We start from the raw sequence: 16,895 nt of genomic DNA on the forward strand, positions 1-16,895 counted from the left end.
ATTAATTACAGCTCTATTTAATTTCGCTCATTATTTGTTTTGCTTTTGCTGACTGCATGGAAACAAAATAATTAAACGCTTGATCGAGTTTTTTCTGGGCTTCGACATTTCCTTTTTTCTGTACGCGTAAATCATACAATTTGCTGATTTCCGGGAAAATATTTTCTGTATCTTTTACTCCCGAAAAAGTTTTTATTTTTTCAATAAAAGAATAACCAAATTCAACTGTTGGTTCTATCATTGTTCCTTCTCCGAAATCATTCCAAGTAATAAGCTGTAGGTAATTTACATTAGCATTTTTAGCCAAAGCAAGTGTTGCGTCTAAGGTCGCTCCATTATTGTGCTCGATTGTCCATCCAATTGCTGCTCCGCCTCCGCCTTCTGCATAAAAATCTTTAAATCCTGGATAAGCGCTTCCCATAGCAACTCCTAATTTTGGTTTGGTATTGGTGTAAAAATTCGTCAGGAAGCTGTTGTCTTTGTATACCCATGCATACTCGCCAGAAGCATTTTCGCCTGCTTCGTAAGATTGATCCCAAAGTGTCAAAAATGTTGGCTTTGTGGTTAAAGTAGCAAATACATTTGTCCATTCGGCAGGAGTCTGCAAAATGATTGGTCCAAAATTCATTAATAGAGGTTTGCCATTAATTTTGATATAATTAGCATCAGTAAAATAATTATTTTGTACATAAGCTAAATCTGTTTTTGCAGCACTGGTTACCGAAATAGCTTTTCCAGCATCTACTGCACTTTTGGTTACTCGATCTTCATACACAATGGCATATTCTAATCCTACTTTTTCCAGCATATCAATCAGCTGTTCGGTATTTTCTTTGACCATTCTATAGTCATATACATCAAAAGTTCCATACCAATCTATTAGAACTCCATCAATTCCAGAGTATTTCATCATCAATAAATGATTTTCAATCACATTTTTATCGCCTGAGTGATAAGGTCCAATCAGCGGATAATAATAAGATGCTATTTCTCTACGGCCGCTAGCCGCAACATTATTCGGATTTTTGTTGGCCATTGTCCAATGATATCCCCATTTTTTATCGGCACTGCTTTCGTTGGTTTCAAACCACGGCATGTAGTGAACATAAATTTTGGTGCTGTTGGTTTTCTCTATCGCAACAGGTTTTACTACTTCTGGTTCTACGGGTTTTTCTGGACCTTTGTCATCACTGCTGCAGCCAGCAACCATCACAATGTTCATTAAACCGAAAACCAGCGATGTGATATATCTTTTCATACTGATGTATTATTTATTATTTTATATTTTTTGCCACAGATTAAAAGATTAAAAAGGATTTTTTGTTTTGTATTTGTTTACTTATAATCTGTGAGAATCTTTTAATCTGTGGCTAAAATAAAGCCCTTCATATATTCATTCGTAAAAACATGTCAGCCTTCCACGACTAACCAACATGGAAGACTGACAGTTTAGAAACCTAATTCAAAGGATACCCAGGATTTTGTTTCAGGTTTTTATTTGTAGTTAAAACTGTACTTGGAATTGGAAAAATTGCTCTGTATTTTTCAGTAGTTCCTTTTTCCCACCATGGAAGAAAAAATGTTCCAAAACGAATATTATCTGTTCTTCTTCTTCCTTCAAATGTAAATTCTTTCAACAATTCTTTGTCTATAAAAGCAAGATCAATAGTTGCCGGCATTTCTTCTCCAGCACGTGCGGTTACTTGTTGTAGAAATGGTCTTGCTAAATCTGGCGAGCCCAAACGCACGTAACATTCTGCCTGCATCATTAAGATTTCTGCATAACGAATTAAAACAAAATCATGATCACGCTCCCATTGTTCTCCTGCTTTCATTTCGTATTTAGCTAAACGAACTCCTTCATTTTCTTTGGCATCTGTTAAACTTGTCAAGTTTTCTGTATAAGTCAACGGTTCTCCATTGTCCATCATAATTACAGAACCCGTGGCAAGATTAATTTGATCTCCTGCCAGCATACATTTTTTTCTTTTGTCTGTATCTGCAAAAGTTGAATATACTCCAGGCTGAGCGCACATTCCGTTAGCGCTCCAAGGGTAATTTCCTATTGGTGAAATTGCTAATTTTTGATTATAATGAGCAGACATTGAGTTCATGTAATTTCCAACCGTTCCTGCTTTTGAATCGTAAGGAATTGCAAAAATGATTTCGTTTGAAGTTTGATTTTCTGTGGCGAAATTGGCAAAGAAATCTGGTGTTAAACTGTAACCTGTTACTTTCTGACATGCATCTAAACAATCCTGCCAGCGCGCCACGCCAATAAATGCTTCAGAATTCAGATATAATCTTGCCAAAATTGAATAGGCTACATTTTTAGTCAATTTAGAATACACTACATTTCCATTTAAATACGGAATTGCATCTGTAAGCTCTTTTTCAACAAAATCGTAGACTTCTTTTCTAGTTGAATTGGTTGGAAGATCTGTATCTTCAAAATTAGTTACGATTGGAACATTTCCGAATAAATCCAAAAGATTGTAGTAGTAATAAGCTCTAAGCGCTTTTAATTCTGCAAAAATTGGGGCTTTTGCTTTCTCTGTCAATGACGATTTATTGATTTGATAAATGATCGCGTTGATCTTAGCAATTCCAGTATAATTGTAACGCCAAGCCGAAAGAATCATTCTATTATCAGCTTTCCAAGTATGTTTTTGAGCATCTTGATATTGTCCGCCATCGTACCAGTTTGTTCCTCTTGTTGGAATTGTAGCTTCGTCTGAAACTACTTCATTCAAAAAGAAAACATATTCGCAAGTCGGGAAATTATTCGATATTGCATCAGAGAATCCTCTTAAAGAAGAATAAGCTCCACCAACCAACGCATCTATTTCTTTAGGTGTGTTTCCAAAATTTCCATCTTCTACCTGATCATATAATTGTTCGTTTAGATCAGTACATGATACCGTAAAAAGCATGCTTAAAAGTATCGCTGCTGTTATTTTGATTTTCATTTTTAATATTTTATGGTTATCAATTCGCTTAGTTATTCAGCGTAAAATTTAGTCCAACAGAAATCGTAGTTGGTCGAGGATAATTGTTGTACCTGTCAATTCCAGGAGCTGCTAATCCCGTTTGATCCATTACTCCAGTTTGATTTATACCGTCTTGAGCATTTAGACCAATCTCTGGATCTACACCTTTGTAGCCTGTAATTACAAATAGGTTTTCTCCCATTACATAGAATCTAACTTTAGATTTTTTGTATTTTAATGGCAGTGTGTAACCAAGTGATAAGGTTTGAAGTCTAAAGAATGATGCATCTTCGATCCAATAATCAGAATACTTTGGTGCCGATGTAATACCGCTGTTTAAGAAATCATCAGGCACATTAAAAGCTGGTAACCTGTTTGGATCGTTTAACATCATATTGGTTGCATTTAATGCTTTTTGCCCAAACATTCCGTAGCCTGAAATTCCAAGATCAAAATTTTCATAAGTAAAATTCATTCCGATACCTAAAGTTAAATCTGGCTGGATGTTTCCTAAATCTCTTTTGTCTGCATCAACCAATGCGCTCTCTGCCACTACTTCATTCGCAGCGTTATAATATTGAATTTTTCCATCAGCATCTAAACCAGCATTTTTAAATCCCCAGAAAGTTCCAACTGGATATCCTTCGGCAATAATTTGAGAATATTGTCCAGACATACCTGCTAAACCGTGCAGAGATCCGCTGTAAATAACATCTGTTTTGTACGTTGGGTTCGAAAGTTTTTCGATTTTTTGAACGTTATGACCAAGTGTCAAATTCGCATTCCAATTGAATTTATCTCCTTTTACAATATCTGCATTCAAAGTAAGTTCAACTCCTTTGTTTGACATTTCACCAACATTAGCCAGCATAGTTCCTACTAAGTAAGGAGGCTGAGGCACTTCGTAAGTATATAATAAATCTTTTGTTGTTTTAGAATACCATTCGAATGATCCTGTAATTCTATTGAAAAGACCAAAATCAAAACCAACGTTTATCTGCTCTGTTGATTCCCACTTCAAATCAGGATTCGGATTTTGTTTTGGTGAATAAGCCAAACTCCAAGTTTTAGTAACTGGATCGTAGTAACTATCGTTTCCAACTCCTAAAATAGAAAGCGATTTGTATTCGCCAATTCCATCTTGATTTCCTGTAACTCCGTAACCAACTCTAACTTTTAAATTGTCTAACCATCCTTTAGAAGATTCCATAAATGCCTCGTTAGAAATTCTCCAGGCTGCAGATGCAGATGGGAAAGTTCCCCATTTATTGTTTTCTCCAAAACGGCTTGATCCGTCGCGTCTTACAGTTGCTGTCAATAAATATTTACCGTCGTAACCATAGTTGGCGCGGGCATAAAACGAAACTAAATTTGATTTTCCTTTGTATGAATAAACATCACCCAGACGATAATTGTAACCAGCCCCTAAATTGTTATAGCTGAAAGCATCTGTTACAAAACCACCTCTTTGTGCTCCAAAACCTTCGTAAATATTTTGCAGATAAGAATATCCAGCCAAAGCACTTACGTTATGTTTGTCGAAGGTTTTATTGTAGTTGACATAAAGTTCTCCTTGTGCATTTGTAAATTCGCCATAACTTCTCTGTGCAAAACCGCCTTCTGTCTGCCCTTCCATAACGGCATAGGATGGTTTGTACGAACCTCCTTTTACGGCATTATGTTCTAATGAAATATTAGCTGTAGCGGTAAAATCGTTTAAGAATTTGACATCCGTTTTAAAATAACCTAATAATCTGTGTCTCTCATTATCAATGGTTCTGTTGGTTAAAATCTCAACTGGATTTTGATAAATATTTCCAGTTACCTCAGAAAACTCACCATCAGAATTGTAAACTGGAATTGTTGGATTTAAGTTGTAAGCTCTTTCAAAAATTCTATAGTCTATAGGGTGCCATTTGTCGATATTTGCAAATAATCCCATATCAAACTTTACATCTTTGTTGTCTCCAAGAAATTGATAAGCTGTAACGTTTCCGCTGATTCTTTCTAAACCGGATCTTTTTATAAGACCTTCATTGTTTAGATAAGAAAGTGAAGTTCTAAAACCGCTGTCTGCTTTACCAGAATTAATACTTAAAGTATGTGACTGCGAAACTGCAGTCTGTTCAATTGCTTTCTGCCAGTTTGTGTTTCCGCCATAATCTACAGCATCTGCCAATCCATTTTCACGAACATAACCTCTCCATTGATTGGCTGATAAAAGATCTAAATTATTGGCAGCGTAACCAAAACTTGATAATCCGCTGTACGTTACAGACACTCCTTTAGTTCCAGATTTAGTCGTAATCATGATTACCCCGTTTGCTCCTCTAGAACCATAAATTGCAGTTGCAGAAGCATCTTTAAGAACATCAACCGATTTAATATCTGCCGGCTGCACCACATTTATGTCTACCCCTGCAATACCATCAACCACAATTAACGGACTGTTGCTTGCTGTTAAAGAAGTTCCTCCACGTAATCGTATTGTAGAACCCGCGGATGGATCGCCGGAAGGACGAATAATATTTAATCCTGCTACTTTTCCTTGTAAAACTTGTTCAGTTGATGAAATGGTTCCTTTTACTAAATCATCTGCTCCAACAGTTGAAATAGCTCCCGTTAAATCTGATTTTTTTACTTTTCCATAACCTACAGAAACCACTTGTACTTCTGCCAAAGTATAACCATCATTTTGCAGACGCACTTCAAGATTAGAAGTAGTTCCTGTAATCTGAACTCTTTGAGTTGTTGAACCAATAAAAGAAACTTCGATTGCACCTCCTACGGCTACCTGAAGACTAAATTTACCGTCAAAATCTGTTGTAGTTCCATTTTTTGTTCCTACTTCAATGATAGAAGCTCCCGGCAATACATTGCCAGTATTGTCGTAAACGGTTCCTGATATCTGTTTTTTGCCCTGCGCAAATATGCCGGCAGAAAGAAAAAGCATAAAAATCATCAATACCGCCGATTTAGCAGTCCACATTTGATGCAGGACGCTTTTTTTATTTTTACTATTCATTAGAATTGGTGTTTTAATTTAATAGTGAATTATTTATCTAAAGTTTTTAGCGGAATTGTCGTGTCCGAAATCGTTTTGTCTTTGTTGTCTTTTACCAAAACATGAATTTCATTTAAATTTGAAATACCATTTAGTTCAGAAACAAGATTCACAAAACCTTTAATTTCTGCAGTTCCTCCAGAAAACTCACCAGAGAATGTTTTTGTGCCAGCTGTAATAGTGTAAAGTAATTTGTTTACACCTGGTTCGTTATTTTTTCTAGACATTCCAAGAAAATCTTTTTGACTTATCTGTAATGGGAAAAAGTTGAAACTTGGCGGCGGCGGCGGAATAAATTCTCCAGCATAAATAATTTGGTCGCCAGAATTTGTTGTCCAGTCTTTTGCTACCATTAGGAAAGTAATATTTTCCATAACAAAACCTGGCTCTGTATTGTAATATTGCTGCGGAATCAAATCCATTCTGTAAAAACCATTTCCAAGATCTTTCAATTTTGTTTTTTCAGACACATCTGGAAGCCATGCTTGATACTCCTGCAAAACTGCCCAGTTGTTTAAACCACTATGAAAATGAACGCTTTCAACACCTGCAAAACCATCTTTCAAATTAGAATTGAATAAAATACTAACTGGTTTATCAATTAAAGGTTTTGTTGGGTATGATCTGATTACCTCATTTGCAGTATAAAATGACGTAAAATCTGTATACAGCATATTGGCAACCTCACTTTGTTTAGATCCGTTTTTGTTTTTTAAACGAAACCAAAAGCCCGCACTTGCTGCAATTTCTGCAGGAGTTTTAGAAAAATAAACTGTTGGAGTTAAAGTAAAACTCCAAACTTTGTTTCCTTCATATTTAAGTTTGGCAAATTCAGAAGAGTTCTCCCAATTTCCAGCATCTGGTTCAGATGGCGACCAAATCCAGATGTATAAATTTTCGTTTTCTGCAAATGTTGTTCCTGATAAATCAAAATACCAGGTCACTTGTTCATCATATTTGTATACAACAGGATAAGATGACATTGGCCCTACAGCTCCAGCAGCCTCTTGTGCCTGAATAAAATTAGGAGCCATCAACAAGGCAAGTAAAATTGTATATATAAACTTTTTCATATTACTTTTTAATTAATAGCATTTAATTTAAATACATAAGACACAAAATCTACTCCGTCTGAAGAATGCGTTAACTGAATCTGCATTTCTTTGTTTTTTCCTGGAACGGAAATCAATCGAAGTTCGTCTGTTTTTTGAGTTTTTTGTGCATCACTGTACAAGTAGATTCTTGTTGCAGCAGCATTGGTCTGCTGAAAATCTGAGCTAAGTGCCCAATATCCCTTTGGAGCAAATAATGGAGGGACATTTCCAGTTACTTCATAACTTGTAGGCCTGTTGTTTTCATCTACACTGAAGTTGATTTTAAAATCTTCGTAGTTGAAATAGGTACTCAAGTTTTCTTCATTTGGTTCGATCTTATTTGCTTTCGCAACTTCATCAACCATTTTCAGATTTGCTAATTGCCAATTCCCATTTACTTTCTCATAAATGGTAATCGGATCTACGTAGCTTCCATCTTCTGTGTTGTCGCAGCTAAGCGCAAAAAAACACATTATAAAAGCTAACCAATAAAGACTTTTACATTTCATAAATTTTGGTTTTTGTTAGTTTGTTACCCCTTCAAAAGGATACAGCGAAACTAGAAGTTAAATAAATCTTAAAAAAAATATCTGAGAAAAATCAAGATAAAATCTGAGCATTTTAAAACACAAATAATTAAATATCAATTATTTATATTTATTTTTACATTTAAAAAATCAAGACGTTGTTTAGATCAAAATCGGTAGTTTTTTAATGGTAAAAATGACAATATCTAAATTAATCACTATATTTTTTTCACTATGTATATATATAACTAGTTTTTATTGTATAATTGCAAATAATTTATTCGTTTTTAACATTTACAGCTTATTTTTGTTCCAAAAACCACCTTCTAAAGCGATGTTACTAAACAATTTACAAGATTCTAAAAATTAGGTTTCGTGTAATCCCAAACTTATTTTTAATTTTAAAACGAATTAACTAAAATATCTAACAACCACTTTTTACCCTAAACCAAAACTAAATCATGCGAAGAATATTGATACTGCTTTTCTTCATTGGAGGTTTTTCTCTAACTGCGAAAGAGACAAATCCTTACTTAGAAGAATTAGATCAGGTTCTCTTGAAAAAAGATGTTTACCTGAAACAGAAATATCGAAAAATTGAAGCTTTAAAGAAAAATGTTTCCAAGTTTACGCTCAGTCAAAACAATGAAGAGCTGTATAATTGTTATATGTCATTATTTGAAGAATACAAATCTTTTAAATATGACTCTGCTTATTATTATCTGGAGCAATCTAAAATCAAAGCTAAAATTTTAAAAGATCCCAAGTTTTTGTCTAAAAGCCGAATTAAAGAAGGTTTTGTTTTACTGTCTTCTGGACTTTTTAAAGAAGCAATTGATACTCTGAATGTTATTGATGATACTAAACTTGATCTTAAAAATAAATTTGAATATTATAACATTAAAGCCCGAGCCTATTATGATTTAGCCGACTACAACCGTGATCAGCGCTTTAATATTCATTATGTGCAACAGGGAAATCATTTCTTAAAAAAGGCATTGGCTTTAATTGGTACAAATACTAATGAATATTGGGCCGCAGAAAGCCTGAAACGTCTAAAACAGCAAGATTGGCGCGGGGCAGAATTCGCCTTTAGTTATTGGATCAACAATTATAATCTGCCTCCGGATTATTACGGAATTGCAACTTCGAGTCTAGGATATATTTATTCGGAAAGAGGTTATACTAAAAAGGCTATTCAATATCTGGCGCTTGCCGCAATTGCAGATGTCAAAAATGCAACAAAAGAAACGGTTGCACTTCGAAATTTGGCCAACGAACTTTTTAAAATGGGATATTTGGATAAAGCCAACGAATACATCAATATTGCGATGGATGACGCCACTTTTTATAACGCCAGACATCGAAAAATTGAGATTTCATCTATTCTGCCAATTATAGAAAAGGCACAATTGAATAATGTAAAAGACAAAAATGATAAACTGGAAAAAATCATTATTCTATTGACTATTCTTACGGTTATTATTTTTCTGTTTTTAGGCATTATTTTCAAGCAGTTGAAAGAAAAAAATAAGGCTAGAAAAATTATGGCTTCTTCTTATCTGCAATTACAAGAAATGAATGTGAGTTTAAGCGAGGCAAATGCTATAAAAGAAGAATATATTACGTATTTCATCAAAGCAACTTCGGCTTTCATCAATAAAATAGATCATATTCAGAAAAGCACGCTTCATAAAATTATCACCAAAAAAACAGATGAAGTTATTGCCAGTTTAAAGCGCTATAACGTAAAGGAAGAAAGAGAAAATCTATTTCATCAATTTGATGAGATCTTCTTGAGATTGTTTCCCACTTTTGTGACCGAATTCAATAAACTGTTCCCAAACGATCATAAATGCATTGTAAAAAAAGGCGAACTTTTGAATACCGAATTACGAATTTTTGCTTTGTACCGATTAGGAATTCAAGACAGTAGTCAAATGGCAGAATTCTTAGAACTTTCTGTGGCTACAATTTACACCTACAAAACCAGAATTAAGAGTAAATCTGATTTTAAAGATACTTTTGAACAGAAAATTATGGAGATTAAAACTATTTGAAGGTGCTGAGGTGCTGAGGTTCTGAGATACTAAGGTTCTGAGCTTCTGAGTTTTTGAGTTTTTGAGATCTTCTAAAAGCTTCGGAGAAGCTAAATATTTATAGAAATATAGGTAATACCTCAAGAAAAAAGCTCCAGCGGAGCGACATATTATTAGTACTTAAATTTATATGTCGCTCCGTTGGGGCTTTTTGTATAACAAACATTTTTCTATAAATAATTCGTCACTCTGTGACTTCTCATAAAAAGAGCAATTTCCATTATATTTTTTTTCTGATAAAACATGTCGTATGAACTACATCCCAAAAAATTCTTGAATTGCTTCGCCTATTCGCTATCGCTCAAGTCGTGGCTATTTTTTATTATTCAGAAGTCTCCAATTGTAAAATTGTATTTTGATAAAGTTTACTCAAAGAAAATAACTGCTCAACAAAAATCATTACTGCAATAGGCACGAAGAAAAACATGATCAAATCTTCTTCGTATAAAAAATAAGTTGTAATTAATAAAATACGGGCATATTCTAAATAATATATCCATTTTCGCTGTTCTAATAAAGCCCCGCAATTGATTAAGGTGATTATAATAAAAGAAAGTACAAACAGTTTATCATAGATTTCTAAATAATCAAAATAATACGTAAAAACGGTTAAAACCAGCGTACAGATTCCCAATTGTATATAAAGGTAATTTTTAAATCGAAGTCTTTGATGCGGATTACTTTTATCCTGAAGAAAACGTTTTTCCAGAATGGGGCGAATATCTTGATCCATGTGGGCCGGACTTCCAAAAACGGCTTTCCATCGGGCTTTAAATCCGCTCGAGCGTTTCCATAATTCGTAAATTTCAAAGTAATAATGAAAATGCTGCCACAAGAAACTATAGCTTTTGAGCGGGTGCGTTAATCCGTATTTTGGTTTTTCTTCCTCGGTTTGGAAAGTTCCAAAAAGGCGATCCCAAAACGTAAACATATCTCCGTAATTTTTATCCAGATATTTTTCGTCAGATGCATGATGAACGCCATGAACAGAAGGGGTTACAAAAACATATTCCAGCCATTTTATTTTACCAATAAGCTGTGTATGTGTAAAAAAAGAATATGCTCCATGAACAATCAGCATTGTAATTACCATTGTGGGATGAAAACCAATTAATGGCAGCACACACCAAAATCCCGTTCGTATTATTGCCTGAAAAGTTGTAATTCTTGCCGCAGCGGTAAAATTAAATTCTTCGCTGTGATGATGCACAATATGCGCCGCCCAGAAAAAATTGACTTCATGTCCTAATCGGTGGTACCAATACCAAACGAAATCGGTGGCAAGAATGAGGGCAAACCAAACCAAAGCGTTGCTCGGAATATCAAATATTCTATAATCGTCATAGATTAAATAATACAACTGATAAAAACTGGCGGCAATAAATAAGTTAATCAACCGCTCTGCAATACCAATGCTAATATTAGAAACTGAGCTTTCATAGTTAAAAATTTCAGGCCTTTTTCTGCGTTGAGCAAGCTTATATTCTAAAAACAAAAAAAGAAAAAAGGCTGGCATAGCAAAAGCTAGAAAATTGATATTTTTCATTTGTATGATATTTTTCGATTCTAAAAATTGTATTTAATAGCACAAACGAAAAAGACACTCCCGTTAATTACCTTTTTAGGGAGACTAAAAATGTAATCAACGAAAATGATCGTTACGAAGTAAACCTGATTTAATTTTGTTTATACTGAGGCGCTTCTAAAGCAACTTCTTTTACCGATTGTGTTTCGGCTACTTTTTTCAAAGCAATAATATAAGCAGCAATACGAGGCGTTACATCATGTTTTACTGCAACTCTAAAAACAGTATCAAAACCTTTTTCTAATATATCCTCCAGACGTTTGTTAATCTGGTGAATTCTCCAAGACTCCAAAAGCGAATTTTGAAGCCATTCGAAATAAGAAACCGTAACACCGCCGGCATTGGCTAAAATATCAGGAACAACTAATATATTTTTATCATGGAGAATTTGATCTGCATCTGAAGAAACGGGTCCATTGGCACCTTCAACAATAATTCTTGCCTGAACATCACCAGCATTTTTCTGGGTAATAACATCTTCCTTAGCCGCAGGAATCAATACATCGACATCTAAAAGCAATAAATCTTCATGTTTTATGGCAACCGAATTTGGATAACCTTTTATCGTTTTATTATTCAAATTATAATACAAAATCAGTTCTGGAATATTGATTCCGTCTGGATTATGCAAAGCTTCTGAAACATCACTAACGGCAACGATTTTTATTCCTTTTTCATATAAAAACAAAGCCGAATGCAGTCCGACATTTCCAAAACCTTGAATAGCGGCAGTAGCTCTTGCAGGTCTGATTTTTAATTTTTGAAGTGCCAGAAGACTTATAATACTTACGCCTCTTCCAGTAGCTTCTACTCTGCCTAAAGATCCTCCAGAATGAAGATGTTTTCCTGTAACTACGGCATGAATTGGTCTGCCGTGTACTATAGAAAATTCATCCATCAGCCATCCCATTTCGTCTGGACCAGTTCCCATGTCTGGAGCTGGAACATCTTTTTCTGGTCCAAAAATATCTGCTAAAGCTTTTGTGTAAGCTCTTGTAATTTTTTCTAATTCTGCCTTAGAATGATTTCTAGGATCGCAAATAATGCCGCCTTTAGCGCCGCCAAACGGAATTCCGGTTACAGCAGATTTCCAGGTCATCCAGGCGGCAAGTGCTTTTACTTCATCAAGATTAACAGCGGTATCATATCGAATGCCTCCTTTTGAAGGTCCTAAAGCTGTATTGTGGATCACTCGGTAACCTTCAAAATTTTGAACGTCTCCGTTATCTAAGACAATAGAAAAGTTTACAGTGATTTGTTTTTCTGGTCGTTGCAGTTTTTGTCGAATAGAATCATCTAATTTTAAAATATCTGCAGCAATATTAAAGCGATCAATCATCGATTGAAAGGGATTATGTTTTATAATTTCTGAACTCATAATATATAGTTTTTAGTTTTGGGTTACTTTTTAAGTTATATCTTCTTTATGAAGATTTTTATCTGCTTTATTCCTTCTGCTACATGCAACACGGAATTTTTATTAAACAGCAGCGCATCAAAATATTTATATTTCTATTGGTTCTCATATTTCATTTTTTAAATAATTCAAAAAAAAGCCTTTCATGGTGCAATGAAAGGCTAAAAAAAAAAAAATAACTAACAAGTACTTTCTCTATTAACGCCATTTCAAAACGCGGTTCATCATGCAGCACATCGCAAAGCTGCATGGAAAAAACGTTTTCATATTTCGGCTATAGTTTTTCATTGTTGAAGCAAATCTACAAAAATATATTTATAAATTCTATAGAATTAGTCGAATTTATTTTCGATCAATTGAAAACATAACATTAAATCAACTGTAAATTAAAGGATTAACACCTAAAAAAAATTACTGCAATTGTGAAATAAATATAAAAACGATAGCAATTAAAGCCAGAAACAAGCCAAAAATATTGGTTTTAGAAAGCTTTTCTTTAAAGAAATAAGCGCCAATTATAGTTCCAAGAATAATAACCCCCATATTCATTCCTGCAAAAACTGTCGACGGATTTTCTGCAAATGCTTTATGGGCTTTTAGATAAAATAATATATTTCCGAAATTAAAAACTCCAACCAGCATTCCGAAAGGAATATTTTTAAGTTCTAATTTTTCTTTTGAAAAGATTACTTTATAAAGCACGATAAACACCGAAACAGCAAACGAAATTAGAAAAACCAAAAACAAGGATGTTGTATAAGGAACTGCTGTATACAAAGCAATTTTCTTAAAAAGTATATCTACAAGTCCAAAACCGAATAATACCGATGCTGGATAAATCCACTTGTTGTCATTATTATCAGACTGTTTTCTAAGAATGAATAAAAGTGCAGCAAAACCAATTAAAACACCAATAACTTTATAGGTATTAAATTCCTCATTAAACAAAAGCCAGGCTGCTAAAATGGGAATAAAAAGTGATAATCGCTGCGCGGCATCTGTCTTTGCAATTCCCATAAATCGAATGGAAAGTGCCAAAAATAAAAATACAATTGGAAGCAAAATTCCGACTGCTGTATAAATTCCTAAAGGTGCATTATTATCTAATGATTGAAGGTCTGGTCCAAAAGTAAAATAGCAGAGTGTAATGGCTGTTACATAATTGAAAGAAATGATCTGAGAAGGATTTGCATTGTATTTTCTTGAAATTTTGAATACAACACCCACAATAACACTGCATAAAATGCTTAAAATAAGGAATAACATATATTTTATATTTGGATTGTAAAAGTAATCTATTCCAAAATAAAAAGGTCCAACCGGTTTTAAAAAACCGGTTAGACCAGATAAAATTTCAAATAAAATTCGTTTAAAATTTGCTGATATAACTTCCGTAAATATCTCTAAACTGATTTCCTTTTGCAAATCTGTCTTTGCTTAATTTTCTATATTCAACCAATCCCCACAAAACAAATTCTTTCATAAAGTATTGATCTTCTTTTGCCAATTGAGGCTGGTATTTTTTTAATAATTCATCTAATGGAGTGACTTCATCCAGAATACTTTCATACTCAGCGTCTGAAGCATCGTCTAATAATTCGAAACCACTTTCGGCAAAAAACCATTCTACGACATCAGAATATGGCGTTTTTTCGTCTGGTTTTTCTAATTTTTCAATTTTAGGAAAATATTCTGGAAACAAAGTTCTAATGGCGGAACCAATAAGACTTTCGGCTACAACATCTGCTCCCTCCTGCTCGCCTTCGTAAACCAATTCTACTTTTCCTGTAATCGCTGGAATGATTCCGATAAAATCAGATAAACGCAGCGTTGTTTTATCAACTCCTAAAATCAATGCACGACGTTCTGCGGTGCTTATTAAATTTTCAAAAGCCGTAATACTCATTCTGGCACTTACACCACTTTTATTATCAATGTATTCGCTTTCTCGGGCTTCAAAACTTATTTGCTCTAAAATATCTCTGGCTAAACTTGGTACATAAACAATATCCGTTTGGTTTTGATCTAATTTAGATTCCTGCTCTGTAATTGTTCTTGCGATAGCAATATTCTCTGGATAATGCGTTAAAATCTGAGACCCAATTCTGTCTTTTAAAGGTGTAACTATACTTCCTCTATTGGTATAATCTTCTGGATTTGCCGTGAAAACAAACTGCATATCTAGGGGCATTCTAACTTTAAAACCTCTAATTTGTATGTCGCCTTCCTGAAGGATATTGAATAAAGCAACTTGAATTCTTGCCTGTAAATCGGGTAATTCGTTGATTACAAAAATACAGCGGTTCGCTCTCGGAATCATTCCGAAGTGAATTACGCGGTCGTCTGCATAAGACAATTTTAAATTTGCCGCCTTTATTGGATCTACGTCTCCAATTAAATCGGCAACGGTTACGTCTGGAGTTGCTAACTTTTCGAAGAAACGATCACTTCTATGCAGCCAAGAAATTGGTGTGTCTTCTCCTTTTTCTTCAATTAAATCTTTAGCAAAACGAGAAATCGGATTTAACGGATCGTCATTAATTTCTGAACCCGATACAAACGGAATATATTCATCTAATAATTCGATCATTTTACGTGCCAAACGAGTTTTTGCCTGTCCGCGAAGTCCGAGTAAATTAATATTATGACGTGATAAAATTGCGCGCTCTAATTCTGGAATTACAGTATTTTCAAAACCATGAACGCCTTCAAAAACAGGTTTTCCAGATTTTATTTTTTCACGAAGATTATTTCGCAATTCATCTTTAATGCTTGTACTTTTATATCCAGCGGCTTTTAATTGACCTAAAGTCTTTATATTATTTATTTCCATTTTATTGAAATATAGATTGTTTATTATTGATTTGGTGAGCGTTATATTTTTTTTGTCAAAGAAACCTTTGAACCTACATAGACGCACTGCTGTGCGTCGCTACAGAAAAAAACTTTGAACCTTTGTTCCTCTGAACCTTTGCCCCTTTATTTAATTCTTTTCTTCCTATTCGTTTCATAATCTTCAAAAATCATTTCACCCAAACCTTTCAGTCCAGTATAAAATGCTTTTCCCTGATTTGCTTCTGTAAACTGATTTACAAAACGCTGTAAATACGGATCTTTGGCAATCATAAAAGTCGTGATCGGAATATGTAGTTTTCTTGCCTGCTGTGCCTGCGTGTAGCATTTATCCACAATATATTCGTCAAGACCATTACTATTCATATAATAGGAACCATCTCGTTCGCGAACGCAGCTTGGTTTTCCGTCAGTAATCATGAAAATCTGCTTGTTTGTATTTCGTTTTCTGCGAAGGATATCCATTGCCAGCTGCAAACCTGCAACCGTATTGGTATGATAAGGTCCAACTTGCAAATACGGCAAATCTTTAATTGGAATTGTCCAGGCATCATTTCCAAAAACTAAAATATCGAGTGTATCTTTTGGATATCGTGTTGTAATTAATTCAGCAAGAGCCATTGCCACTTTTTTTGCAGGCGTAATTCGGTCTTCACCGTATAAAATCATGCTGTGACTGATATCGATCATCAAAACCGTACTCATCTGTGCTTTGTACTGCGTTTCTTCGACAACCAAATCATTTTCGGTAAGCATAAAACTTTCTACTCCATTATTGATCTGTGCATTTCGAAGACTTTCGGTCAAAGAAATTCTTTCTAAACCATCTCCAAAATTAAACTCACGGAATTCCCCTGTGTGTTCATCTCCATTTCCGGCATGTTTTGTTTTATGATTACCGCTTCCTGAACGCTTCAAATTACCAAAAATCTGATCTAAAGCCTGTTGTCTAATGGCTCTTTCGGTTTTTGCAGTAATTCCTAATCCAGGACTTCCATCGTCTTTAACTTCATCTCTGATGTATCCTTTTTTCTTAAGATCCTCAATAAAATCGTCGATGGTATAATTTTCGTCGGTAAGTTTATATTCGATGTCCAGTTCCCGAAGCCAGCTGATAGCTTCGTCAAAATCGCCCGAAGTATGGGTGATCAACTCTTTAAAAATAGTAAAAAGTTTGTCAAACGGAGACTGAAAAGGAGCTTCGTAAGTCTTAAAGTAAAAGCCTTTTTTAAATTCGTTTTTCATAAATCTAAAATTACGTCTTTT

General features: G+C 34.4%; 11 protein-coding genes. 1 reads left to right on the forward strand and 10 read right to left on the reverse strand.

What is annotated here, in order from left to right; genetic code table 11:
* Positions 1–13: 13 nt before the first annotated feature.
* The 5 genes from QE431_RS13225 to QE431_RS13245 all read right to left on the reverse strand — a co-directional run bounded on the left by QE431_RS13225 (position 14) and on the right by QE431_RS13245 (position 7,657).
* Entirely contained in the window at positions 14–1,258 is a 1,245-nt protein-coding gene (locus QE431_RS13225; RefSeq protein ID WP_307296621.1) for a glycoside hydrolase family 71/99-like protein, read from the reverse strand.
* Positions 1,259–1,457: 199 nt separating this feature from the next.
* Complete coding sequence (locus tag QE431_RS13230) at positions 1,458–2,969, reverse strand: RagB/SusD family nutrient uptake outer membrane protein (protein ID WP_307296623.1); 1,512 nt, start codon at positions 2,967–2,969, stop codon at positions 1,458–1,460.
* Positions 2,970–2,997: 28 nt separating this feature from the next.
* Positions 2,998–6,015 carry a TonB-dependent receptor gene (locus QE431_RS13235; protein ID WP_307296626.1) on the reverse strand — a complete coding sequence of 1,006 codons (3,018 nt, stop codon included), beginning with the start codon at positions 6,013–6,015 and terminating at the stop codon, positions 2,998–3,000.
* A 29-nt stretch (positions 6,016–6,044) separates the two neighbouring features.
* Positions 6,045–7,127: a hypothetical protein gene (locus QE431_RS13240; RefSeq protein ID WP_307296628.1), complete on the reverse strand. Its 1,083-nt coding sequence runs from the start codon at positions 7,125–7,127 to the stop codon at positions 6,045–6,047.
* A gap of 8 nt (positions 7,128–7,135) precedes the next feature.
* Positions 7,136–7,657: a DUF5004 domain-containing protein gene (locus QE431_RS13245; protein ID WP_307296631.1), complete on the reverse strand. Its 522-nt coding sequence runs from the start codon at positions 7,655–7,657 to the stop codon at positions 7,136–7,138.
* Between the two features lie 479 nt (positions 7,658–8,136).
* Here QE431_RS13245 and QE431_RS13250 point away from each other — a divergent pair, with 479 nt between their 5' ends.
* The gene (locus QE431_RS13250; protein ID WP_307296634.1) at positions 8,137–9,735 is read left to right on the forward strand and encodes a DUF6377 domain-containing protein; all 1,599 of its coding nucleotides are present in this window, start codon (positions 8,137–8,139) and stop codon (positions 9,733–9,735) included.
* Positions 9,736–10,096: 361 nt separating this feature from the next.
* Here the strand turns inward: QE431_RS13250 and QE431_RS13255 are convergent, their stop codons facing one another.
* The 5 genes from QE431_RS13255 to QE431_RS13275 all read right to left on the reverse strand — a co-directional run bounded on the left by QE431_RS13255 (position 10,097) and on the right by QE431_RS13275 (position 16,874).
* Positions 10,097–11,320, reverse strand: a complete 1,224-nt coding sequence (locus QE431_RS13255; RefSeq protein ID WP_307296637.1) for a sterol desaturase family protein — start codon at positions 11,318–11,320, stop codon at positions 10,097–10,099.
* 130 nt (positions 11,321–11,450) lie between these two features.
* Positions 11,451–12,737 (reverse strand): Glu/Leu/Phe/Val dehydrogenase, encoded by a 1,287-nt coding sequence (locus tag QE431_RS13260; protein WP_307296639.1) that lies wholly within the window; start codon positions 12,735–12,737, stop codon positions 11,451–11,453.
* 450 nt (positions 12,738–13,187) lie between these two features.
* Positions 13,188–14,042 carry a DMT family transporter gene (locus tag QE431_RS13265; protein WP_307296641.1) on the reverse strand — a complete coding sequence of 285 codons (855 nt, stop codon included), beginning with the start codon at positions 14,040–14,042 and terminating at the stop codon, positions 13,188–13,190.
* Positions 14,043–14,145: 103 nt separating this feature from the next.
* Positions 14,146–15,609, reverse strand: coding sequence for an AAA family ATPase (locus QE431_RS13270; RefSeq protein ID WP_307296642.1), 1,464 nt, complete (start codon positions 15,607–15,609; stop codon positions 14,146–14,148).
* A gap of 146 nt (positions 15,610–15,755) precedes the next feature.
* Positions 15,756–16,874 carry a VWA domain-containing protein gene (locus tag QE431_RS13275; protein WP_057116256.1) on the reverse strand — a complete coding sequence of 373 codons (1,119 nt, stop codon included), beginning with the start codon at positions 16,872–16,874 and terminating at the stop codon, positions 15,756–15,758.
* Positions 16,875–16,895: the final 21 nt, after the last annotated feature.

This window comes from Flavobacterium sp. SORGH_AS_0622, from assembly GCF_030818825.1.
Lineage (GTDB): Bacteria > Bacteroidota > Bacteroidia > Flavobacteriales > Flavobacteriaceae > Flavobacterium.